Genomic DNA, 24537 nt, shown 5'->3' on the forward strand with positions numbered 1-24537 from the left:
CGGGGTTGATACCCTGAAGGTGTTCTGGGGGGTAAACAGCAACTGCATATTCAGTTGCTTGCCAGCATCGACTGACTGATCCGGCGTCGGCTCCACGTATCGAGCGAGGTGACGTCATGAGTATCTTTAGCCACTTCCAACAACGCTTCGAGTCCACGCGCCAGGAAGAACTCTCGCTGCAGGAGTACCTGGAGCTGTGCAAAAAGGACCGCAGCGCCTACGTTTCCGCAGCTGAGCGTCTTTTGCTGGCCATCGGTGAACCGGAGCTGCTCGACACCTCGACCAACTCGAGGCTGTCGCGAATCTTTTCCAACAAGGTGATCCGCCGCTATCCGGCCTTTGAAGACTTCCACGGGATGGAAGAATGCATCGACCAGATCGTGTCGTATTTCCGCCATGCCGCTCAGGGTCTGGAAGAAAAGAAACAGATCCTCTATCTGCTCGGCCCTGTCGGCGGCGGTAAGTCGTCCCTGGCCGAAAAGCTCAAACAACTGATCGAGAAAGTGCCCTTCTACGCAATCAAGGGCTCGCCGGTTTTCGAGTCGCCTCTGGGTCTGTTCAACGCCACTGAAGATGGCGCGATCCTTGAGGAAGACTTCGGCATTCCCCGGCGCTATCTCAATACCATCATGTCGCCATGGGCCACCAAGCGCCTGGCCGAATTCGGCGGCGACATCAGCCAGTTCCGCGTGGTGAAACTCTATCCGTCGATCCTTAACCAGATCGCAGTCGCGAAAACCGAGCCGGGTGATGAAAACAACCAGGACATCTCGGCACTGGTGGGCAAGGTCGATATTCGCAAACTGGAAGAGTTCCCGCAGAACGACGCCGATGCCTACAGCTACTCGGGAGCCCTGTGCCGGGCCAACCAGGGCCTGATGGAATTCGTCGAAATGTTCAAGGCACCGATCAAGGTGCTGCACCCATTGCTGACGGCCACCCAGGAAGGCAACTACAACAGTACCGAAGGCCTGGGGGCGATTCCGTTTACCGGGATCCTGCTGGCCCACTCCAACGAATCGGAATGGCACACCTTCCGTAACAACAAGAACAACGAAGCCTTCATCGACCGGATCTATATCGTCAAAGTGCCATACTGCCTGCGCGTCAGCGACGAGGTGAAGATCTACGACAAGCTCCTGTTCAACAGCTCGCTGGCCAAGGCCCATTGCGCGCCCGACACCCTGAAAATGCTCGCTCAGTTCACCGTGCTCTCGCGCCTCAAGGAGCCGGAAAACTCCAATATCTACTCCAAGATGCGTGTGTACGACGGTGAAAACCTCAAGGACACCGATCCGAAGGCCAAATCGATCCAGGAATACCGCGACGCAGCGGGTGTCGATGAAGGCATGAACGGTCTGTCGACCCGCTTCGCCTTCAAGATCCTGTCGAAGGTCTTCAACTTCGATCCGCACGAAATCGCCGCCAACCCGGTGCATCTGCTCTACGTGCTGGAACAACAGATCGAACAGGAACAGTTCCAGGCGGAGACCCGCGAGCGCTATCTGCGCTTCCTGAAAGAGTACCTGGCGCCGCGTTATATCGAATTCATCGGCAAGGAGATCCAGACTGCCTATCTCGAGTCTTATAGCGAGTACGGTCAGAACATCTTCGATCGCTACGTGCTGTACGCCGACTTCTGGATTCAGGATCAGGAATATCGCGATCCGGAAACCGGCGAGATCCTCAACCGCGTAGCCCTGAACGAGGAACTGGAGAAAATCGAAAAACCGGCCGGCATCAGCAATCCGAAGGATTTCCGCAACGAAATCGTCAACTTCGTATTGCGCGCCCGAGCCAACAACAATGGCAAGAACCCAACCTGGCTCAGCTACGAAAAACTGCGGGTGGTCATCGAGAAGAAAATGTTCTCCAACACCGAGGACTTGCTGCCGGTCATCAGCTTCAACGCCAAGGCCAGCAAAGAGGACCAGCAGAAGCACAACGACTTTGTCACACGGATGGTCGAGCGGGGCTACACCGACAAACAGGTACGACTGCTGTCCGAGTGGTACTTGCGGGTCAGAAAATCACAGTAACCCGCTGCCGGTCAGACCGGTTGTCGTTAGCCCGAGGCCTGTTTACGCGTTTTCTGTTACACAGGCCTCTGGAGGTGTCCGAAATGCGGTAGCGAGGTTCAGGCGGCATCAAAGCGCTTGGGGGAGCGTGTACACCCTCCGGCACTGGCCTTATGCTGCGTTAACGCTCGCCCATTTCAGGACAGCTTCTAAGGAGCAGTCATGAGCTATGTGATCGACCGACGTCTCAATGGCAAGAACAAGAGCACGGTAAACCGCCAGCGGTTTCTGCGGCGCTACCGTGATCACATCAAAAAGGCTGTCGAAGAGGCGGTCAGCCGGCGCTCCATTACCGATATGGAACACGGCGAGCAGATCAGCATTCCCGGCCGCGACATCGACGAGCCGGTGCTTCACCACGGTCGTGGCGGCAAGCAAACCATCGTGCACCCCGGCAACAAGGAATTCACCAGCGGCGAGCACATTGCCCGTCCGCCTGGAGGTGGAGGCGGCAGAGGCCCCGGCAAGGCCGGTAACACGGGTGAAGGGATGGACGAATTCGTCTTCCAGATTACCCAGGAGGAATTCCTCGAATTCATGTTCGAGGACCTGGAGCTGCCAAATCTGGTCAAACGCCACCTGACCGGCACCGACACCTTCAAGACCGTACGCGCAGGCATTAGCAACGAGGGCAACCCGTCACGGATCAACATTATCCGTACGCTGCGTTCGGCCCATGCCCGGCGCATTGCCTTGTCCGGTAGCAGCCGGGCGAAATTGCGCGAAGCAAAAGAGGAACTGCTGCGACTTAAACGCGAGGAACCGGATAACTTCGGCGATATTCAGGACCTCGAAGCAGAAATCGAGAAGCTCAGCGCACGCATTCACCGAGTGCCATTTCTCGACACCTTCGACCTCAAGTACAACCTGCTGATCAAACAGCCGAACCCCAGTTCCAAAGCAGTGATGTTTTGCCTGATGGACGTGTCCGGCTCCATGACCCAGGCGACCAAGGACATCGCCAAACGCTTCTTCATCCTGCTGTACCTGTTCCTCAAGCGGAACTACGACAAAATCGACGTCGTATTCATCCGCCACCACACCAGCGCCCGTGAAGTGGATGAAGAAGAGTTTTTCTACTCCCGGGAAACCGGCGGCACCATCGTTTCCAGCGCCCTGAAACTGATGCAGGAGATCATGGCCGAGCGTTATCCGAGCAACGAATGGAATATCTATGCCGCCCAGGCGTCCGACGGCGATAACTGGAACGACGATTCGCCGATCTGCCGCGACATCCTGATCAATCAGATCATGCCGTTCGTGCAGTACTACACTTATGTGGAGATTACCCCGCGCGAACATCAGGCCCTGTGGTTCGAGTACGAACGCATCGCCGAAGCCTTCTCTGACACTTTTGCCCAGCAGCAACTGGTCTCGGCCGGGGATATCTATCCGGTCTTCCGTGAACTCTTCCAGCGCAGGTTAGTGACATGACCGCCAAAGAGCAGAAGCGCCAACCCATTTCCACCGGCTCCGAATGGACATTCGAGCTGATCCAGGCCTACGACCGCGAAATCAGTCGTCTCGCGGCCCGCTACGCGCTGGATACGTACCCCAACCAGATCGAAGTGATCACCGCCGAACAGATGATGGACGCCTATGCCTCTGTCGGCATGCCCTTGGGTTATCACCACTGGTCCTATGGCAAACACTTCCTCAGCACCGAAAAATCCTACAGCCGCGGCCAAATGGGACTGGCCTACGAGATTGTGATCAACTCGGACCCTTGCATCGCCTATCTGATGGAAGAAAACACCATCTGCATGCAGGCGCTGGTGGTGGCTCACGCCTGCTATGGCCATAACAGCTTTTTCAAAGGCAACTACCTGTTCCGCACCTGGACCGACGCCAGCTCGATCATCGATTACCTGGTGTTCGCCAAGCAGTACATCATGCAGTGCGAAGAACGCCACGGCATCGACGCGGTAGAGGACTTGCTCGATTCCTGCCATGCACTGATGAATTACGGGGTCGACCGTTACAAACGCCCTTATCCGATTTCCGCCGAAGAAGAACGCCGTCGGCAGAAGGATCGGGAAGAGCATCTGCAGAAGCAGATCAACGATTTGTGGCGGACCATTCCAAAGGGCGCGGACAAGTACAGCGATAAGGACAACGCACGCTTCCCCGTCGAACCTCAGGAAAACATCCTGTACTTCATCGAAAAACACGCTCCGCTGCTGGAGCCTTGGCAGCGCGAAATCGTGCGGATTGTGCGCAAGATCGCCCAGTATTTTTATCCACAACGCCAGACCCAGGTGATGAACGAAGGCTGGGCCACGTTCTGGCACTACACCTTGATGAACGACTTGTATGACGAAGGCCTCGTCACCGATGGCTTCATGATGGAGTTCCTGACTTCCCATACCAGCGTGGTCTTTCAACCCGGCTTCGACAGTCCCTACTACAACGGCATAAACCCCTACACCCTGGGTTTTGCCATGTATCGCGATATCCGCCGGATATGCGAAGCGCCCACCGAAGAGGACTATCGCTGGTTCCCGGAAATCGCTGGTACCGACTGGCTGTCCAGCATCAAATTCGCCATGAGCAGCTTCAAGGATGAGAGTTTCATACTGCAGTACCTGTCACCGAAGGTAATCCGCGACCTCAAACTGTTCAGCATCCTCGATGACGATCAGAAGGACGATCTGCTGGTTCCGGCGATACACGACGAAGACGGCTATCGAACCATTCGTGAAACACTGGCGGCGCAATACAACCTGGGCAATCGCGAACCCAACATACAGATCTACAGCATTGACCGCCGTGGCGACCGTTCCCTGACCTTGCGTCACCAGCAACACGACCGCAAACCGCTGGGCGATTCCACCGACGAAGTACTCAAGCACCTGCATCGCCTCTGGGGCTTCGACATTCACCTGGAAACCCTGCAAGGGGATCAGGTGATGAAAACCCACCATGTCCCACCCAGAAACGAACATGGCGAGGGGGATTACGGCCGGCTGGACCTGGCAGTCATTCACCTTTGATCCTGTTTTTCTGCCTCCGGAAGTTCGACGCAAAGGTTATTCTGTCGGACTAACGGAGGTTTTTTATGCAGATTTATAAAGTCGGCGGTGCGGTACGCGATCGCCTGCTGGGCCAGCCTGTCACTGATATCGACTGGGTCGTTGTAGGCGCCACCACCGAAGAAATGCTCGCCAAGGGCTTTCGTCCGGTGGGCGCGGACTTCCCGGTGTTTCTTCATCCAAAAAGCGGCGAGGAATACGCCCTCGCCCGCACTGAACGCAAAAACGGGCGTGGCTACGGCGGTTTCATCTTTCACGCCAGCCCCGACGTCACACTCGAAGAAGATCTGATTCGTCGCGACCTGACGATCAACGCTATGGCCGAAGACGACCAGCAGAACCTGACCGACCCCTACCATGGCCAGCGGGATCTCGAGGCTCGCGTTCTTCGTCACGTTTCCCCCGCGTTCGCCGAAGATCCACTCCGTGTTTTGCGTGTTGCCCGCTTCGCCGCTCGTTACGCGGAACTGGGTTTCACCGTCGCCCCCGAGACATTGGAACTGATGCGTCAACTCAGCGAATCAGGTGAACTGAAGGCATTGACTCCCGAACGCAGCTGGAAAGAAATCGCCCGCGCGCTAATGGAAGACCAACCCCAGGTGTTCATCGCGGTGCTGCGCGAGTGCGGTGCTCTCAAGGTACTGATGCCGGAAGTCGACGCGCTGTTCGGTGTACCGCAACCCGAAGCCCATCACCCGGAAATCGACACAGGCGTGCATACCCTGAGCGTGCTGGAGCAAGCGGCGCTGCACAAACAACCGCTGACCGTACGCTGGGCCTGCTTGCTGCATGACCTAGGCAAAGGCTTGACGCCCGAGGAAGAATGGCCCCGCCACATCGCCCACGAGCACAAAGGCCTGAAGCTGATCAAAGCGGTCAACGAGCGCTTCAAGGCACCGAAGGACTGTCAGGAATTGGCGCTGCTGGTGGGTAAGTATCACACCCATGGCCATCGTGCGCTGGAGCTGAAGCCGTCGACCTTGCTGGAGTTGCTGCAGAGTTTCGACGTCTATCGTCGACCTCAGCGCTTTGAGGAGTTTATCGCTGCGTGCGAGATGGACGCTCGGGGGCGTAAAGGCCTGGAGCAGAGAAGTTATCCACAGGCAGATTATTTACGTGGCGCGGCAACGGCGGCGCGAAGCGTTGCGGTTCAGCCGTTGCTGGAGAAGGGATTCAAGGGACCAGAACTCGGCGAGGCGATCAAGGGCGAGCGGCTCAAGGCGTTGAAGGTTTACAAATCGGCGTCATCGGTCTGAAAAGCTTCGCGGGCAAGCCCGCTCCCACAGGTACGAGTCGTTTGTCGATTATCTAAACAACGCTAACTTGTGGGAGCGGGCTTGCCCGCGATGGCGTCATCCGCCTCACAGCAAATTCAAAGGAGTCAGCTGCTCACCGCGCCACTCAAAAGCCACCGGCGCCAGCACTTGATCGATCTGCGCCTCATCCCACAAAGCCGCAAAGCTCTTGCCTACGCCCGGATGCACACGATCCGGCGCAATCAGCGACAACGGCCACAGCACGAAAGCATTTTTCAGTATCTCTGCCCGCGGCAAGATCAAGCCATCAAAGTTACCCACCAGGTCGCCGAACAGCAGCACGTCGATATCCAACGGCAAGCCCTTGCGGTCTGGCGCGTAACGGCCGTTATCCGCTTCGATGAATTTCAACCGTCGATCCAACTCCATTAGCGGCAGATCGGTGAAGGCCGAGACCACAAAGTTGAAAAATGGGCCGCTCTTGATCCCCACCGGCTGGCTTTCGAATACCGCCGAGCAGCGCATGTCCACCAGGAAACCCGCCAGGGCGTCCAGGCCAGCCTGCAAATGGGATTCGCGCTCGATATTGCTACCGAGCCCGAGGTACACCTGAGTCAGCGACATCCGCGCTCGATCTCCACGCCCACACCACCCGTGGCAGCCGGGATGGCACCTGGCTTGGTCAGTTTGAGGCGCATCCAGGTGATCTTGAATTCGCTCATCAGCACTTCCGCCAGACGCTCGGCAAAGGTCTCGACCAGTTGAAACTGTGCCTGCTCGGCGAACGCCTGAATGCGTGACGAAACGCTCGCGTAGTCGAGCGCCAGGGCCAGGTCATCACCGGCGGCGGCCGGACGATTGTCCCAGGCGAAGCTCAGATCAAGTCGAAGACACTGTCGGATGCCTCGTTCCCAGTCGTAGGCACCAATCACGGTGTCGACTTCCAGGCCCTCGATAAACACTCTGTCCAAGCACTTCTCTCCACTACACGACAAGGGCGCAATGCGCCGTTAGAATCAGGGCGTCCTCGCCCGGAATAGTTAGCATGTTTTGGTTACTGGCGATCCTCGCCTACCTGCTCGGCTCTCTGTCCTTCGCCATTTTGCTCAGCCGCCTGACCGGTAACCCCGATCCGCGAATGAGTGGCTCGGGCAATGCCGGCGCCACCAACATGTTGCGTCTGGCCGGCAAGAAACTCGCCATCCTGACCTTGCTCGGCGACCTGAACAAAGGTCTGCTGCCTGTATTGATCGCGGGCGCAATAGGCCTTTCACTACAAGAACAGGCCTGGATCGGCGTCTGTGCCGTTATCGGCCACCTGTTTCCGCTGTACTTCCGCTTTCGCGGTGGCAAGGGCGTCGCCACCGCAGCTGGCATGCTGCTGGGGCTCTACCCGCCTGCCGCGCTACTGGCAGTCTGCGCCTGGCTGCTGACGTTCTACCTGACCCGCACCAGCTCACTCGCAGCCCTGATTGCCACGCCACTGACCCTGCCGCTGCTTGCCTGGCAAGAACCGGCGGCACTGCTACCCATGAGCGCGCTCACGGGCCTGATTGTCTGGCGTCATCGCGGCAATCTACGCGACCTGTTTGCCGGGCGCGAACGGCATTTTTAAATACCGCACGTGAGCACCGCTCATCACAGCGCCGACAGCTGCTCCATCGGCCAGCGCGCCTGCACGCTGATCGCCAGGCTTTCATGCTGGCCGGCCTGCAAGCGCTGGCAGCCGGCAAACGCAATCATCGCGCCATTATCGGTGCAGAACTCCGGACGGGCATAAAACACATCGCCCTTCATGTCGCCGAGCATTTTCTCCAGTGAAACCCGCAGCGCTTTGTTGGCGCTGACGCCCCCTGCGATCACCAGACGCTTGAGACCCGCCTGTTTCAGGGCACGCTTGCACTTGATGGTCAAAGTCTCCACCACGGCCTGCTGGAACGCCAGCGAGATGTCGCAACGGGCTTGCTCGCTGTCGTCCCCGGCGCTGACGCTCTGCTGCCAGGTGTTCAGCGCAAAGGTTTTCAGGCCGCTGAAGCTGAAAGCCAAGCCTGGACGATCACACATCGGACGCGGAAAAGTGAAACGTCCTGCAACGCCCTGCTCCGCCAGACGAGCAATCTCCGGGCCGCCCGGATAATTCAGGCCCATCATCTTCGCGGTTTTATCGAAAGCTTCGCCGGCAGCATCGTCGAGGGTCTCGCCCAAGAGCGTGTATTGGCCAATCCCGTCGACCTGAACCAGCTGCGTATGACCACCCGACACCAACAAAGCGACGAACGGGAACTCCGGTGGTTGCGACTCCAGCATCGGCGCCAGCAAGTGACCTTCCATGTGGTGCACGCCCAAGGCCGGAATACCCCAGGCAAAGGCCAGCGCCTGGGCGCACGAAGCCCCCACCAGCAAGGCCCCGACCAGGCCAGGACCCGCGGTATAAGCGATGGCGTCGATCTCGGTCGGAACACAGTCGGCCTCGGCCAGGACCTGACGAATCAAGGGCAGCATGCGTTTGACGTGATCACGCGACGCCAGCTCCGGCACCACGCCGCCATAGGCACGATGCAGATCGATCTGACTGAACAGCGCGTCGGCCAACAACCCGCGTTCACTGTCGTAAAGTGCGACACCGGTTTCGTCGCAAGAGGTTTCTAATCCCAGTACTAGCATGGGTTTGCGCCTTGTAGAGGCTGAATTCGAAGGCGCGCATAATAGTCGTCGCGTGATGCCCCGACCAGCGGTTTTCGATCAGAGGCTTTGCATTCCGAGCGATGAGGGGTTAACATCCGCAACCCTTAAAAACCGACGTCTTCAAGTGCTCTTTTGCCGCGAGGATGTTGACCCCGGTAATGAATGAAGGTAGCTCTGGATGCCAGCCGTCAAAGTAAAAGAGAACGAACCCTTCGACGTAGCTCTGCGTCGTTTCAAGCGCTCCTGCGAAAAAGCCGGTGTACTGGCTGAAGTTCGTAGCCGCGAATTTTACGAGAAGCCAACTTCTGAGCGTAAGCGTAAAGCAGCAGCCGCTGTTAAGCGTCACGCCAAGAAAGTTCAGCGCGAACAGCGCCGCGCCGTTCGTCTGTACTAATACACAGACGATCGTAGCAAGCTTCTGCCAAGCCCGGCCCTCAGCCGGGCTAATGGCATTTGCGGAAAACGCTTGATGCTTCACCGTCAAAGTCGCAGACGCGACCGAGACAAATCTGCTTCACAGCGTCAGACCTGGCTCTTTTGCCAGCGGTGCACGTCTTTTCTGACGAGCCTTCCAAGGCTACTGACGAGCACACCCACTGATTCCTCTCACGACGATCAGCCCAAGGCACCTTCTTGCGTGCCCGCTTATGAGCTATCCGAGGCCAATGACTGGCCGTCGCCGGATTCAGCGAAACACTTTCAAATAGTCGATTACTGATTGGTACTAACGTCAGTGGATTTTCGGCAGATACACTTCCCGACAGCGATACGCAGACGACACCGGTCGAGCCGCACAGCCTGCGCGCCTCAAACAACGACCCGCGTTCGGCCGCCCTTCGTTTTGGGTCCATTTCAGCGCAGATGACGAGAACGCCATGGCCGGGCTAATTCCCCAGAGCTTCATTGACGACCTTCTGAACCGCACCGACATCGTCGACGTGGTCAGCTCGCGCCTGCAAATGAAAAAAGCCGGCAAGAACTACACGGCCTGCTGCCCGTTTCACAAAGAGAAAACCCCCTCCTTCAGCGTCAGCCCCGACAAACAGTTCTATTACTGCTTCGGCTGCGGCGCTGGCGGTAACGCCCTCGGCTTCATGATGGACCATGACAACCTGGATTTCGTCCAGGCTGTGGAAGAACTGGCCAAAGCCGCCGGCATGGAAATTCCCCGCGAAGAAAGTGGTCGACCGCACAAACCACGGCAGCCCACCGATTCGCCGCTGTATCCGCTGCTCACTGCCGCCGCCGATTTTTATCGTCAAGCCCTGAAAAGCCATCCATCGCGCAAAGCCGCCGTGGATTACTTGAAGGGTCGCGGACTAACGGGAGAAATCGCCCGGGACTTCGGACTCGGTTTTGCCCCGCCCGGCTGGGACAATCTGTTCAAGCACTTGAGCAGCGATACCCTGCAGCAAAAGGCCATGATCGATGCCGGCCTGTTGATCGAGAACGCCGAAACCGGCAAGCGTTATGACCGCTTCCGCGATCGCGTGATGTTCCCGATCCGCGACAGTCGCGGGCGCATCATCGCCTTCGGTGGCCGGGTATTGGGCGACGACAAGCCGAAATACCTGAACTCACCGGAAACCCCGGTTTTCCATAAAGGCCAGGAACTCTACGGCCTTTATGAAGCACGCAAGAACAACCGCAACCTCGACGAAATCATCGTCGTCGAAGGCTATATGGACGTCATCGCCCTCGCCCAGCAAGGCCTGCGCAATGCCGTCGCGACCCTGGGTACCGCCACCAGCGAAGAGCACTTGAAACGGCTGTTTCGCGTCGTGCCCAACGTGCTGTTCTGCTTTGATGGCGACCAGGCGGGCCGAAATGCCGCCTGGCGGGCGCTGGAGGCAACCCTGCCATGCCTGCAGGACGGGCGCCGGGCACGCTTTCTGTTCCTGCCCGAGGGCGAGGACCCGGATACTCTGGTCCGCTCCGAGGGCACTGACGCCTTCCGCGCACGGATCAATCAACATGCCCAGCCATTGGCCGATTACTTTTTTCAACAATTGACCGAGGAATCGGATCCGCGCTCCCTCGAAGGCAAGGCCCACATGGCCACCCTCGCCGCGCCGCTGATCGACAAAGTCCCGGGCGCCAACCTGCGCATCTTGATGCGCCAGCGCCTGAGCGAAATTACCGGGCTAAGTGGTGAAGCCGTGAGCCAACTCGTGCAAAGCACGCCTCACCCTCAGGAAGCGCCACCCGCTTACGATCCGGGCATCGATTACGACGCCATGCCGGATTACAGCGACTACCATCAGCCGCAGGCACAAGAGATGTACGCGCCGCAGCAGGAATGGACGCCGAAAAAGCCTGGCGCAGGCGGCAAGAAATGGGACAAGAAGCCGTGGGACAAGAACGGCAAACGTGGCGGCGATCGCGATCAACCGCGCGCGCCACGGGTGCCGGCCGCTGTAGAGCCGCCCACCCTGGCCGCCTTGCGCACGCTACTGCATCACCCGCAACTGGCTGAAAAAGTCGAGGACGCCGGGCACTTCGCTGCCGAGGACCATACCAACACGCAACTGTTGGTCGCCTTGCTCGAAGCCGTACAGAAGAATCCCAAGCTAAACTCATTTCAACTGATTGCGCGTTGGCACGGCACCGAACAAGGCCGATTGCTCAAAGCGCTGGCAGAAAAGGAATGGCTGATTGATGGAGATAACCTTGAACAACAGTTTTTCGACACCATTACTAGCTTGTCAGCCCGCCAACGCGAGCGAAACCTGGAACAACTTCTTCGAAAAGCACGTCAAAGTGAATTGAGCACCGAAGAGAAAAATCAACTGCGCGACCTTTTAAGTCGCAATGTTTCCGCATCAAGCCCGACCTCAACTGGCGCGTGAGGTCATAGCTCAGGTATAATCCTCGGCTTGTTTTTTGCCCGCCAAGACCTTCAGTGGATAGGGTGTTATGTCCGGAAAAGCGCAACAGCAGTCTCGTATCAAAGAGTTGATCACACTTGGTCGTGAGCAGGGCTACCTGACTTACGCGGAGGTCAACGACCACCTGCCGGAGGATATTTCAGATCCGGAACAGGTGGAAGACATCATCCGCATGATTAATGACATGGGGATCAACGTATTCGAGGTTGCGCCAGATAAGGATTCCCTTATGCTGGCCGACGCCGATACTGACGAAGCCGCGGCCGAAGAGGCAGCAGCAGCGTTGGCAGCGGTCGAGACCGACATTGGTCGCACCACCGACCCAGTGCGCATGTACATGCGTGAAATGGGTACGGTAGAGCTCCTCACACGTGAAGGCGAAATCGAAATCGCCAAACGTATTGAAGAGGGCATCCGCGAAGTGATGGGCGCAATCGCGCACTTCCCTGGCACGGTTGACCATATTCTCTCCGAGTACACTCGCGTCACCACCGAAGGTGGCCGCCTGTCCGACGTCCTGAGCGGTTATATCGACCCGGACGACGGCATTGCGCCGCCTGCAGCCGAAGTGCCACCACCTGTCGACCCGAAAGCCGTGAAAGCGGATGACGAAACCGACGACGATGACGCCGAAGCGACTGATGACGAAGAAGAAGCCGAAAGCGGTCCGGATCCGGTCATCGCCGCACAGCGCTTTGGCGCTGTCGCCGATCAGATGGAAATCACCCGCAAGGCCCTGAAAAAGCACGGTCGTGGCAACAAGCTGGCAATCGCCGAGCTGATCGCCCTGGCTGAGCTGTTCATGCCGATCAAACTGGTGCCGAAGCAATTCGAAGGCCTGGTCGAGCGTGTTCGCAGTGCCCTGGATCGTCTGCGTCAACAAGAGCGCGCGATCATGCAACTGTGCGTTCGTGATGCTCGTATGCCGCGTGCCGACTTCCTGCGCCAGTTCCCGGGCAACGAAGTCGACGAAAGCTGGACCGATGCACTGGCCAAAGGCAAAAGCAAATACGCTGAAGCCATTGGTCGCCTGCAACCGGACATCATTCGTTGCCAGCAGAAGCTGACCGCGCTGGAAACCGAAACCGGTTTGACGATCGCCGAGATCAAGGACATCAACCGTCGCATGTCGATCGGTGAGGCCAAGGCCCGCCGCGCGAAGAAAGAGATGGTTGAAGCGAACTTGCGTCTGGTGATCTCCATCGCCAAGAAGTACACCAACCGTGGTTTGCAGTTCCTCGATCTGATCCAGGAAGGCAACATCGGTCTGATGAAAGCGGTAGACAAGTTCGAATACCGCCGCGGCTACAAATTCTCGACTTATGCCACCTGGTGGATCCGTCAGGCGATCACTCGCTCGATCGCCGACCAGGCCCGCACCATCCGTATTCCGGTGCACATGATCGAGACGATCAACAAGCTCAACCGTATTTCCCGGCAGATGCTGCAGGAAATGGGTCGCGAACCGACCCCGGAAGAGCTGGGCGAACGCATGGAAATGCCTGAGGACAAGATCCGCAAGGTATTGAAGATCGCTAAAGAGCCGATCTCCATGGAAACCCCGATCGGTGATGACGAAGATTCTCATCTGGGTGACTTCATCGAAGACTCGACCATGCAGTCGCCAATCGATGTCGCCACTGTTGAGAGCCTTAAAGAAGCGACTCGCGAAGTCCTGTCCGGCCTCACTGCCCGTGAAGCCAAGGTTCTGCGCATGCGCTTCGGTATCGACATGAATACCGACCACACCCTCGAAGAGGTTGGTAAGCAGTTCGACGTGACCCGTGAACGGATTCGTCAGATCGAAGCCAAGGCGCTGCGCAAGCTGCGCCACCCGACGAGAAGCGAGCATTTGCGCTCCTTCCTCGACGAGTGATCACAGAACCCCCGGCCCAGGCCGGGGGTTTTGCTTTATGCAGATTAAATGCCCCGTACATCCCCCCCGCCGCATAGCCCGTCTACACTCGAAACATTCCCCCAAGCCGTAACGAGACCGTTATGCCCAGATGGCCGACCGTGCTTTTTTTGCTGTCGCTGATGACCTGGACCGCAACGGCTGGCGCGTTGACTCTTACCGACGAAGAACGTAGCTGGCTGACGGCTCACCCGGAATTGCGCCTGGGCGTTGACGCGTCCTGGCCGCCGTTTGAGTTTCGCGACGAACATGGGCGTTATCAAGGCCTGGCAGCAGACTACATCAACGTCATCCGTCAACGGCTGGCCATCAAACTCACGCCCATTGAGCCGGTCAGCTGGACCGAAGTCTTGCAGCAGGCCAAACAAGGCAAGCTAGACATCTTGCCGGGCATCATGTCGACTCCCGAACGCCAGACGTATCTGTCGTTCACCCGCCCCTATCTCGACTTTCCGATAGTTATTCTGGCTCACGTCGGAGGCCCCCAACCGCGCAAACTCGAAGACCTGTACGGGCTGAAGATCGCCGTGGTGGAAAACTATGCCCCCCACGAACTGTTGCGTAGCCACCATCCCGACTTGAATCTGGTGGCGATGCCCAACGTCAGCTCGGCGCTGCAGGCGCTCGCCACCGACGCCGTGGACGCCGTAGTGGGCGATCTTGCCTCCAGTGTCTGGAGCCTGCGCCAGCTCAAGCTCGACGGGCTCTATGTCAGCGGTGAAACACCCTATCGCTACCAATTGGCGATGGCCGTTCCTCCGAACAACAAGCTGCTGGTCAGCATCCTGGACAAAGTCCTGGCAGACATGACCCCGAGTGAAATCAGTGCCATCCAGGAACACTGGATCGGTAACGTCCTGGACCATCGAACCTTCTGGCTCGACGTGCTGAGTTACGGCCTGCCAGGATTACTGTTTCTCATGATCGTGCTGGCAGTGGTTATCCGGATCAACCGCCGTCTCAGCTCTGAAATTGCCCGTCGGGTCGCTCTGGAACAGGAGCTGCGCAGCAGCGAATACCATTACCGCGGGCTGGTGGAGAGCCTTTCAGCCATTGCTTGGGAAGCACGGATCAGCGACTACACCTACAGCTACGTGTCACCTCATGCCCAGGATCTCCTTGGTTATCCCCTGCCCCATTGGCTGATTCCGGGCTTCTGGCGCAACATCATTCACCCCGCGGATCTGACCCGCGCCCAGACCTTCTGCGACCGTGAAGTGGCGGCCGGGCGCGATCACAGCGTCGATTATCGGGTCATCACCGCTGACGGCCGTTGCCTGTGGGTCCGCGACATCGTCAGCCTGATCGAGCACGCCCATGAACCGGTACTGCGCGGACTGATGATCGACATCAGCGAAGCCAAGCGCACTGAAGAGGCGCTGCGCCTGTCGGAGCAGAAGTTCGCTTCAGTGTTCCAGCAATGCCCGGATATTCTGGTGATCGCGCGGCTTTCCGACGGTTGTCTGCTGGAGGTCAACGAAGCGTTCGAAGAACAGATCGGCCTCAAGGCCGAAGACGTCATAGGCCAGACCGCCACCGACCTGAACATCTGGGGCGTACCCGGCGTGGGGCCGGGTTTATTGCAACGGTTGCAGGCCGGCAGCATCCGCAATCTGGAGATGCCCTTTCGCCGCAGCAATGGCCAGGTGTTTACCGGCCTGATTTCTGCCGAGCCTTTCGACCTCGATACGACCCCGGCCCTGGTGGTCGTCGTGCGGGATATCAGTCAACTCAAGGAAACCCAACAACAGCTGCAAACCTCCGAGGAGAAATTCGCCAAGGCCTTTCATGCCTCTCCCGACGGCTTGCTCCTGTCCCGGCAGAGCGACGGCTTGTTGCTGGAAGTGAACGAAGGCTTCAGCCGTATTACCGGCTTCAACAGCGCGATGTCCGTGGATCGCTCGGCCCTGGACCTGGGGATCTGGGTCAATCTCAACGAGCGCAAACAGATGCTCGAACTGTTGCACCGGGACGGTTTCGTCCGCGACTTCAGTTGCCACATTCGCCGCAAAGACGGGCAGATCCGGCTCTGCGAGGTTTCAAGCCGGCCGTTGCCCATTGGCGATGAAGATTGCATGCTGACCATTGCCCGGGACATTACCGAGCGACATCTGATGCAGGAGAAACTGCAACAGGCCGCCACGGTGTTCGAGAGCACTGCCGAAGGCGTATTGATCACCGACACCCAACAGCACATCAGCGCGGTCAATCGTGCCTTCACCGAAATTACCGGCTACAGCGAGAGCGAAGCGCTGGGCCACACCCCTCGCCTGCTCGCCTCGGGCCTGCATGACAGCGCATTTTATGCGGCGATGTGGCATCAATTGACCGCCGACGGTCATTGGCAAGGCGAGATCTCCAACCGGCGCAAGAATGGCGAGCTCTACCCGAGCTGGCTGACCATCAGTGCGGTGCGCAACCGAGACAAACTCATCACCCACTTTGTTGCGGTGTTCGCAGACATTTCCAGCCTCAAACACGCGCAAGCCAAACTCGACTACCAGGCGCACCACGACCCGTTGACGGGCCTGCCAAACCGCACGCTGTTCGAGAGTCGGCTGTTGACGGCACTGAACAGCCAGCAGGAAAACGGTGGCCAAGGCGCGGTGCTGTTCCTCGACCTGGACCGTTTCAAACACATCAACGACAGCCTCGGCCACCCGGTTGGCGACCTGCTGCTCAAAGGCATTGCCGTGCGCCTCAAGGAGCAACTGCGCGATATCGATACCGTAGCGCGGCTGGGTGGCGACGAATTCATCATCCTGCTCCCTGGCCTGCAACAATCCAGCGATGCCGACAACATTGCCACCAAGCTGCTCAATTGCTTCGCCGCCCCTTTCCAGGCCGGCGAGCACGAGTTTTTCATCAGCGCCAGCATCGGCACCAGCCTGTACCCCAAGGACGGCTGCGACGTTGCCACACTGGTCAAGAACGCCGATGCCGCGATGTATCGCTCCAAGGCCAAGGGCCGTAACCGGGTTGAAAGCTACACTCGCGACCTCACCGCCCAAGCCAGCGAGCGCGTGGCGCTGGAACATGAACTGCGGCGTGCCATCGAGCGCAATGAGCTGTTTTTGTACTACCAGCCCAAAATCAGTCTGGACGATCATCGAGTGGTCGGCGCCGAAGCGCTGATTCGCTGGCATCACCCCACCTTCGGCGATGTGCCTCCCGAGCACTTCATTCCCCTGGCCGAAGAAAACGGCATGATTCTGCAAATCGGCGACTGGGTACTTGAGACCGCCTGCCGACAGATGTACGAGTGGAATCAGGTCTATGAATGCCTGGGCCCACTCTCGGTCAATCTGGCCGGTGCTCAACTGCGCCAGCCGAACCTGCTCGGCCGGATCGAGCAATTGCTCAAAGACAACCACCTCAACCCCGGCTTCCTGCAACTGGAAATCACTGAAAACTTCATCATGAGCCAGGCCGAAGAGGCGCTGGCGGTGCTGCATCAACTCAAACGCCTGGGCGTGCAATTGGCAATCGACGATTTCGGCACTGGCTATTCGTCCCTGAGCTACCTCAAACGCCTGCCACTGGACATCCTCAAGATCGACCAATCCTTCGTCCGCGGCCTGCCCGACGACCCACATGACGCGGCGATTGTTCGCGCAATCATCGCCCTGGGCCGCAGCATGCAATTCACCGTCATCGCCGAGGGCGTCGAAACCCAGGCGCAGCAGCAATTCCTGGCTGCGGAGGGCTGTGAACAGATCCAGGGTTACATCGTCAGCCTGCCCTTACCAGCGGACGAATTCGCCGCGACGTTTCTTCGTACAGCCATATTGGATTTTTCGGATAGCACAGCCGAGAAACCATCGCTATAATCCGCGACCTACTGAGGGCCTATAGCTCAGTTGGTTAGAGCAGGGGACTCATAATCCCTTGGTCGTAGGTTCGAGTCCTACTGGGCCCACCATACTCAAAGCCGCGCATTGCGCGGCTTTCGTGTTTCTGGTCGGCCACCGCTGATACAGTCCTATGGACACCGTCTCGATCCAGGACTAATGACCCCTTCGCTGTAAAGGCTTGCGTGATCCGTCTTAACTCGATTGGTGAACGCCCTTTCAGCCGGTGCAAGTTCGGGGAACTCAACCAGCAATGCCTTGTTACCCCTGGCGATGTGCTCCATCACCGCCATGGCGATGTTTTCACGCACCATCCCGACCGAGACGTAATACATGGCCCAGGCTTGTTCGGGCGTGCAGTGGCCGATCTGCTCCTCAATCTCCTTGTAGGCTTTGTATTCGTCCGACTCCAAGTAGCATTGGCAATCACCTTGGTACATGATTTTTCTCCTTCCCTAGAACCTTTGTGACAACCCCAAAGTAAGTCGGCTGATAAGGGCTGTCCCTGCACCCTACGTGATTACCAGTGCTCCAAATAAACGCGGGCTATTGCACGAAACGCACCAATTTCGCATATACAGAACCTTCCCATCAGGCGCCCTTCAGGAGTCCCGAACCGTTAGGCGCAGAGGGTATTGGTTGGCTTGAAAGAGTCCGCTTTATCCGTCTCCGAGCCCTGAAGGTCGAATTGATATAGTTTCACCTTTAATTTCTCTGCAATACCCCCCTCACATAAAGATCCTCATAGAACAATAAAAATGATAACCCAGTCAGATCACGTACCACTCTTCACTTTGGTCCAAACCCGAGTGCGGATTCGCTCCAACTTCAACGGCAGCGGCTCAAGTGGAACAAGTGCAGCAACGGTCTTTTTGTCTGGATAAATCCAAGGATTGTCGCGCAGTTTCTGCTCAACAAATTCCGTGGCATCTTTATTAGCGTTAGGGTACAACGTGTGATTTGAGCTCTTGGCAATAATTTCTGGTCGCAACATATAATTAATAAATGCCATGCCTTCCTTTGGGTGGGGGGCATCTTTTAACAGAACCAGATTTTCTGACCAAACCAGCGCTCCCTCGCGAGGAAGGCTGTATGCAATCTTGCGTCCAGTATTAGTCTTCTCGTTGATGGCCTGCGCAGCAAGGGCACCATTGGCCCATCCTACAACTGCACAAATATTGCCATCAGCCAGGTCAGAGTCGATTCTGGATGAGTCGAAATAGAGGACATAGGGACGGATCTTTAACAACAGGGCTTGAGCTTTCTGGTAATCATCCGGGTTCTTGCTGTTGCTAGGGAGCCCAAGGTAATGCAAGGCAATTGAAATGATCTCACTTGGAGAGTCGAGCATTGCCACACCGCACGACTTGAGTTTGCTGATGTTTTCTTCTTTGAAGATCAAGTCCCAGCTATTCACCGGAGCATTATCACCCAATGCCGCTTTGACTTTATCAACGTCATAGCCAATGCCGGTAGTGCCCCATAAATAGGGAACAGCGTAGCGATTACCAGGGTCATTGACCGCAAGCTGGGACAAGATCTCAGGATCGATGTGGGACAAATTACTCAGTTGATTACGATCCAACGGCTGAAGGACTCCCGCCTGAATCAGGCTTGGCAACACGTTGGAGGTAGCCACAACCACGTCGTACCCCGTGCGCCCAGCCATCACTTTACTCTGCATGATTTCGGCACTGTCGAACGCATCCATATGGATGCTGGTGCCGGTTTCCTGCTCAAACTCCTTTGGGGTCTCCGGCGCAAGAAGATCGAACCAGTTATACAGATACACCCCAGTCTCTACAGCCCCCACTGATGTGCTTATCCCTGCACAGAGAAGCGAGGCGGCAAAAAGGGTTCGCAAAGGTGATTTGCTCATACAACTATCCTTGTCAAGACGACATGCCTTCATGGCCATCGTGAATCCTGATCGTGAATATACCCGGCATTGACGAATAGTAAATACCTACGAATACTTACTCGCGACCCACGAATCCCTAACCCTAAAGGGGTAGAAAATGCCACTCGACCTTCATAGCCTGGCTTGGCACCGATCGATTGGAAAGCTGATCATGCAGTTGAACCGTCCAGAATTCTGGAACTCACTTATTCGTACGTTAAATGAATATGTGCAAATCGATAACTGGGTCGTATTAATATTTAGCAATCAGCAAGTGCAAGTTGTCAGCCTTCCTGAAGTAGCAGATACAGAAGAGATAGATGCATTCACTCATCGCTACGTGAAGGGGCTTTATATGCTGGATCCGTTTTATATTGCAAACCGGGAAAACCCACAGAGCGGTTTCTTTCATATGCTGGATATTGCGCCGGAGCACTTCCTTGAAACCGAGTATTATCATCAATACTTTGCACAGTACATCTCTGTAGATGAGGCGCAGTACAATGTACAGCTTGACTCCGATAGAACGCTATGCATTTCCTTTGGTAGTAACGTCCGCTTCAATCAAGAGCAAATAACAATCCTTAATATTATCAAACCATGGGTGACTGCATTAATGCATCAACGCATGAGTTTTGAGATTGACGTAGAAAAAGCCCCCCGAACCAACTCTGTGGCCAGAAACGATTCTCCAGCTTGGCACACAAATAACAACACGCGAAAAGGACGTTCTCAAATTATTACTTAGCGGCTTCTCTAATAAAGAGATAGCAGGAAAACTTTCCCTGTCGGCAGAAACGATAAAAGTTCACCGCCGAAACATTTACGCCAAATTAAACATCAAGTCACAACCCGAATTATTTGCTCGATTTTTTATGCCAAAACAGGATGTTTTCCCTGCAAATTGAAGTCAGCGCTTGGCACTTTTCAGGCCCAAACGCTCAACGACGGAATCGCCTGCACTTGCCGCAGTCGCTCAAGCATTTCACCCGTCAACACAACCTCATAGGTGTCCGCCGGACTGCCCCACTGCTCCACAATAGTCATGCCGTCTACTAGTAGCGCGCCCAATCCGGTAATCGTATCGGCCAATGCCTCTACGATTTGTTGAGTCCGCAGCCACACACGATCAGTAATCTCTTTAAGTTCGGCAGTTATGCGCTCGGGCGACGCTGGATCCGTATCCGGGTAGGAGATATTGCGCAGCAAGTGCCGTAACTCCCTTATTTTTGCGTAATCCTGTTCCGCTCCAAGTTCTCCATTCAGAATGGCTGTCGCTTTCGATTTATCGACGAGTTTCCTGGCTGAATGTTTTGCAGGTAATGCCTGACTCATAGCACCAGCAAAGAGGACGATCAGCCGACCTTCCAAATGTTCCTTCATGTCTTCTATCGAGAGAATTGACCGCGTCAAGGTAATGGAAGCCCCGGCCTGATGCCTCAAGTCCATGGTGACTTTCAGGGTCACATCACCCGTTTCAAAGCCCAAGGCTCGGGCAACTACGTAGTGCCCCATTTCGTGATTCGCAATCTGCAATGCATGTTCCCGTATAGCGGGAGGCATCTTCTTCATCATTTCCATCCCGTCACAGTCCTTAGTAGCGCATTCGACTACGAGTTACGACACCTGTCCATGCTATCGACCATTGTTTAGCCAACCTGGATCAGACAACGGCCACGAGCACCGCGCAGGATGTGCCTGTAACATGCCTGCCCATTGATCTGTGCCGCTGGAGACGACCTTTGCCTGACACCCGCCCGCCTGTTCTTGACGAAATCGACCGCCAATTGATCGCAGCCTTGCAGATCAATGCCCGCGAAAGCGTGGCCATGCTCGCCCGGCAACTGGGCATCGCCCGCACCACGGTGACGTCGCGTCTGGCGCGGCTGGAAAAGGCCAAGGTGATCACCGGATATGGTGTGCGCCTGGGGCAGCGCGTGGTGGATGGCGGATTGCAGGCGTATGTCGGGATTACGGTACAACCACGGTCCGGCAAGGAAGTGCTGCGGCGTCTCAGCGCCATGGCGCAGGTTCAGCAATTGTGTGCGGTGAGTGGCGAATTTGATTATGTGGCGTGGTTGCGCACCGATTCGCCGGAGCAGCTGGATCAGTTGCTGGATCAGATTGGCAGTGTGGATGGCGTGGAGAAGACGACGACTTCGATCATCTTGAGCAGCAAGATTGATCGGGGCCAGCCGGTTTGAGTTTCTGCCAATTGTCTTGGGTGTCTGGTCGGGCCCCTTCGCGGGCAAGCCTCGCTCCTACAGATTGATTTCGTCGCAATGCCGCGCTATATCGTCATAATGTATTAATGCAAATCAAAATGACGACACATTGCGTCTTATTAACGTGTTCTACGCTCTCTAGAATGGCTGCCATCTTTTCCTATACTCAGACGCGCACTCTGCGTCAGGTCGCCAGCAAGGTCAGCCATGAACAAGAACAATCGCCATCCTGCAGACGGTAAAAAACCGGTCACCGTTTTCGGCCCGGACTTTCCTTTCGCCTTCGACGACTGGATCGAGCACCCGGCCGGGCTGGGCAGTATTCCGGCGCACAATCACGGCGCCGAAGTGGCGATTGTCGGGGCTGGCATTGCAGGCCTGGTGGCCGCCTACGAATTGATGAAGCTGGGCCTCAAGCCTGTCGTCTACGAAGCCTCGAAGATGGGCGGCCGGCTGCGCTCCCAGGCCTTCAACGGCGCTGAAGGTATCATCGCCGAACTCGGCGGTATGCGTTTCCCAGTGTCGTCGACCGCGTTTTATCACTACGTCGACAAGCTCGGCCTGCAGACCAAACCCTTCCCCAACCCGCTGACGCCTGCGTCGGGCAGCACAGTAATCGATCTGGAAGGCAAAACTCATTACGCACAGAAACTGGCGGATCTTCCTGCACTGTTCCAGGAAGTCGCTGACGCCTGGGCCGATGCTCTTGAAGCCGGCTCGCAGTTCTCCGATATCCAGCAAGCGATCCGAGACCGCGATGTGCCGCGTCTCAAGGAACTGTGGAACACTCTGGTGCCGCTGTGGGACGACCGCACGTTCTATGATTTCGTCGCCACCTCCGAAGCCTTCGCCAAGCTCTCGTTCCATCATCGCGAAGTGTTCGGCCAGGTCGGTTTCGGCACCGGTGGCTGGGACTCGGACTTCCCCAACTCGATGCTCGAAATCTTCCGCGTGGTGATGACCAACTGCGACGATCACCAGCATCTGGTGGTCGGCGGCGTGGAACAAGTGCCGCTGGGCATCTGGCGCCATGTGCCGGAGCGTTGCGTGCATTGGCCTGAAGGCACCAGTCTCAGTTCGCTGCACAGCGGCGCGCCGCGCTCCGGCGTGAAAAAAATTGCCCATGCACCGAACGGGCGTTTTACCGTCACCGACAACTATGGCGACACCCGCGAGTACGCAGCAGTACTGACCACCTGCCAGAGCTGGCTACTGACCACCCAGATCGAATGCGACGAAAGCCTGTTCTCGCAAAAGATGTGGATGGCCCTGGACCGCACCCGCTACATGCAATCGTCGAAGACTTTCGTGATGGTCGATCGCCCATTCTGGAAGGACAAGGACCCGGAAACCGGCCGCGACCTGATGAGCATGACCCTCACCGATCGCCTGACTCGCGGCACTTACCTTTTCGACAACGGCGACGACAAACCAGGAGTGATTTGCCTGTCGTACTCGTGGATGAGCGACGCGCTGAAAATGCTCCCGCACCCGGTGGAAAAACGCGTGAAGCTGGCACTGGACGCGTTGAAGAAGATCTACCCGAAAGTCGACATCGCCGCGCGGATCATCGGCGATCCGATCACCGTGTCGTGGGAAGCCGACCCGCATTTCCTCGGGGCCTTCAAAGGTGCGCTGCCCGGCCACTACCGCTACAACCAGCGCATGTACGCGCACTTCATGCAGGACGAGATGCCGGCCGAGCAGCGCGGGATTTTCATCGCCGGCGATGACGTTTCGTGGACGCCGGCCTGGGTCGAAGGCGCGGTGCAGACGTCGCTTAACGCGGTGTGGGGGATCATGAAACACTTCGGCGGTGAAACTCACGCCGAAAACCCGGGTCCAGGAGATGTGTTCAACGAGATCGGGCCGATCGCCCTGCCCGAGTAAGAGGAATCCGAAATGCGCGTAGCCCTTTACCAATGCCCACCGCTGCCCCTGGACGTCGCAGGTAATCTGCAACGCCTGCATCAACTGGCGCTGGAGGCCAAGGGTGCGGACTTACTGGTGCTGCCGGAGATGTTCCTGACCGGCTACAACATCGGCACCGATGCGGTCAGCGTGCTGGCGGAGGTGCACAACGGTGAATCGGCGCAGCAAATCGCGCGCATTGCCAAGGCGACGGGAATCGCCATTTTGTATGGCTACCCGGAGCGCACCGAAGACGGGCAGATCTACAACGCCGTGCAGTTGATCGACGCCAATGGCGAGCGGTTGTGCAACTACCGCAAGACTCACTTGTTCGGCGACCTCGATCACTCGATGTTCAGCCCTGGGCCGGATGAGTTTCCGCTGGTTGAACTCAACGGCTGGAAGCTTGGCTTTTTGATCTGCTACGACCTGGAGTTCCCGGAAAACGCCCGCCGCCTGGCATTGGCCGGCGCCGAGCTGATTCTGGTGCCGACGGCGAACATGATTCCGTACGACTTCATCGCCGACGTCACCGTCCGCGCACGGGCCTTCGAAAACCAGTGTTATGTGGCTTACGCCAACTATTGCGGGCACGAAGGCGAGATCCAGTATTGCGGCCAAAGCAGCATCGCCGCGCCGGATGGCAGCCGCATCGCCCAGGCCGGACTTGATGAAGCGCTGATTGTCGGTGAACTGGATCGTCAGCTGATGATCGATTCCCGCGCCGCCAATCGCTACTTCCTCGATCGCCGTCCCGAGCTATACGGCGAGCTGAACAAGCCCTAATCCGCTAGCA

18 protein-coding genes, 1 tRNA gene and 1 pseudogene are annotated in these 24537 nt (G+C 57.1%); 14 read left to right on the forward strand and 6 right to left on the reverse strand.

What is annotated here, in order from left to right:
• Positions 1–116 precede the first annotated feature (116 nt).
• The 4 genes from AB3226_RS11885 to AB3226_RS11900 all read left to right on the forward strand — a co-directional run bounded on the left by AB3226_RS11885 (position 117) and on the right by AB3226_RS11900 (position 6366).
• Positions 117–2039, forward strand: coding sequence for a PrkA family serine protein kinase (locus AB3226_RS11885; RefSeq protein WP_007904259.1), 1923 nt, complete (start codon positions 117–119; stop codon positions 2037–2039).
• A 201-nt stretch (positions 2040–2240) separates the two neighbouring features.
• Positions 2241–3512, forward strand: a complete 1272-nt coding sequence (locus AB3226_RS11890) for a YeaH/YhbH family protein (protein WP_367373183.1) — start codon at positions 2241–2243, stop codon at positions 3510–3512.
• Positions 3509–5071, forward strand: coding sequence for a SpoVR family protein (locus tag AB3226_RS11895; RefSeq protein ID WP_367373184.1), 1563 nt, complete (start codon positions 3509–3511; stop codon positions 5069–5071). Before AB3226_RS11890 ends, AB3226_RS11895 begins: the two co-directional genes overlap by 4 nt.
• Positions 5072–5136: 65 nt before the next feature.
• A complete protein-coding gene (locus tag AB3226_RS11900; protein WP_367373185.1) occupies positions 5137–6366 on the forward strand; it encodes a multifunctional CCA addition/repair protein in 1230 nt (409 codons plus the stop codon).
• A gap of 105 nt (positions 6367–6471) precedes the next feature.
• Here the strand turns inward: AB3226_RS11900 and folK are convergent, their stop codons facing one another.
• Positions 6472–6990, reverse strand: coding sequence for a 2-amino-4-hydroxy-6-hydroxymethyldihydropteridine diphosphokinase (gene folK / locus AB3226_RS11905; RefSeq protein ID WP_367373186.1), 519 nt, complete (start codon positions 6988–6990; stop codon positions 6472–6474).
• Positions 6981–7337, reverse strand: coding sequence for a dihydroneopterin aldolase (folB, locus tag AB3226_RS11910; protein ID WP_038981239.1), 357 nt, complete (start codon positions 7335–7337; stop codon positions 6981–6983). The genes folK and folB overlap by 10 nt, the downstream gene beginning before the upstream one ends.
• 74 nt (positions 7338–7411) lie before the next feature.
• Between folB and plsY the strand changes: the two genes are divergently transcribed.
• A complete protein-coding gene (gene plsY / locus AB3226_RS11915) occupies positions 7412–7981 on the forward strand; it encodes a glycerol-3-phosphate 1-O-acyltransferase PlsY (RefSeq protein WP_007904248.1) in 570 nt (189 codons plus the stop codon).
• A gap of 23 nt (positions 7982–8004) precedes the next feature.
• Here plsY and tsaD read toward each other — a convergent pair whose 3' ends face one another.
• Positions 8005–9030: a tRNA (adenosine(37)-N6)-threonylcarbamoyltransferase complex transferase subunit TsaD gene (tsaD, locus tag AB3226_RS11920; RefSeq protein ID WP_367373187.1), complete on the reverse strand. Its 1026-nt coding sequence runs from the start codon at positions 9028–9030 to the stop codon at positions 8005–8007.
• Between the two features lie 199 nt (positions 9031–9229).
• Between tsaD and rpsU the strand changes: the two genes are divergently transcribed.
• The 5 genes from rpsU to AB3226_RS11945 all read left to right on the forward strand — a co-directional run bounded on the left by rpsU (position 9230) and on the right by AB3226_RS11945 (position 17776).
• Complete coding sequence (rpsU, locus tag AB3226_RS11925; protein ID WP_002551877.1) at positions 9230–9445, forward strand: 30S ribosomal protein S21; 216 nt, start codon at positions 9230–9232, stop codon at positions 9443–9445.
• A 481-nt stretch (positions 9446–9926) separates the two neighbouring features.
• Entirely contained in the window at positions 9927–11900 is a 1974-nt protein-coding gene (gene dnaG, locus AB3226_RS11930; RefSeq protein WP_367373188.1) for a DNA primase, read from the forward strand.
• Between the two features lie 67 nt (positions 11901–11967).
• On the forward strand, positions 11968–13815 hold the full coding sequence (gene rpoD / locus AB3226_RS11935) for an RNA polymerase sigma factor RpoD (RefSeq protein WP_367373189.1): 1848 nt from the start codon (positions 11968–11970) through the stop codon (positions 13813–13815).
• Positions 13816–13937: 122 nt separating this feature from the next.
• On the forward strand, positions 13938–17684 hold the full coding sequence (locus tag AB3226_RS11940; protein ID WP_367373190.1) for a bifunctional diguanylate cyclase/phosphodiesterase: 3747 nt from the start codon (positions 13938–13940) through the stop codon (positions 17682–17684).
• A 15-nt stretch (positions 17685–17699) separates the two neighbouring features.
• Positions 17700–17776: transfer RNA gene (locus tag AB3226_RS11945), tRNA-Ile, on the forward strand.
• A gap of 60 nt (positions 17777–17836) precedes the next feature.
• On the opposite strand, the gene AB3226_RS11950 is transcribed toward AB3226_RS11945, so the two are convergent.
• Positions 17837–18145, reverse strand: a complete 309-nt coding sequence (locus tag AB3226_RS11950) for a hypothetical protein (protein WP_367373191.1) — start codon at positions 18143–18145, stop codon at positions 17837–17839.
• 335 nt (positions 18146–18480) lie between these two features.
• Positions 18481–19584, reverse strand: coding sequence for a polyamine ABC transporter substrate-binding protein (locus AB3226_RS11955; RefSeq protein ID WP_367373192.1), 1104 nt, complete (start codon positions 19582–19584; stop codon positions 18481–18483).
• Between the two features lie 139 nt (positions 19585–19723).
• On the opposite strand from AB3226_RS11955, the pseudogene AB3226_RS11960 reads away from it, so the two are divergent.
• Positions 19724–20513: pseudogene (locus AB3226_RS11960) on the forward strand (helix-turn-helix transcriptional regulator).
• A 19-nt stretch (positions 20514–20532) separates the two neighbouring features.
• Here the strand turns inward: AB3226_RS11960 and AB3226_RS11965 are convergent.
• Complete coding sequence (locus AB3226_RS11965) at positions 20533–21180, reverse strand: peptidase M41 (protein WP_367375786.1); 648 nt, start codon at positions 21178–21180, stop codon at positions 20533–20535.
• Between the two features lie 167 nt (positions 21181–21347).
• On the opposite strand from AB3226_RS11965, the gene AB3226_RS11970 reads away from it, so the two are divergent.
• The 3 genes from AB3226_RS11970 to AB3226_RS11980 all read left to right on the forward strand — a co-directional run bounded on the left by AB3226_RS11970 (position 21348) and on the right by AB3226_RS11980 (position 24527).
• The gene (locus AB3226_RS11970; RefSeq protein WP_007980298.1) at positions 21348–21809 is read left to right on the forward strand and encodes an Lrp/AsnC family transcriptional regulator; all 462 of its coding nucleotides are present in this window, start codon (positions 21348–21350) and stop codon (positions 21807–21809) included.
• A gap of 228 nt (positions 21810–22037) precedes the next feature.
• Positions 22038–23720, forward strand: a complete 1683-nt coding sequence (locus AB3226_RS11975; RefSeq protein ID WP_367373193.1) for a flavin monoamine oxidase family protein — start codon at positions 22038–22040, stop codon at positions 23718–23720.
• Between the two features lie 12 nt (positions 23721–23732).
• Complete coding sequence (locus tag AB3226_RS11980; RefSeq protein ID WP_367373194.1) at positions 23733–24527, forward strand: carbon-nitrogen hydrolase family protein; 795 nt, start codon at positions 23733–23735, stop codon at positions 24525–24527.
• The last annotated feature ends 10 nt before the right edge of the window (positions 24528–24537 follow it).

The sequence above is a fragment of the Pseudomonas lini genome, assembly GCF_964063345.1.
Lineage (GTDB): Bacteria > Pseudomonadota > Gammaproteobacteria > Pseudomonadales > Pseudomonadaceae > Aquipseudomonas > Aquipseudomonas lini_B.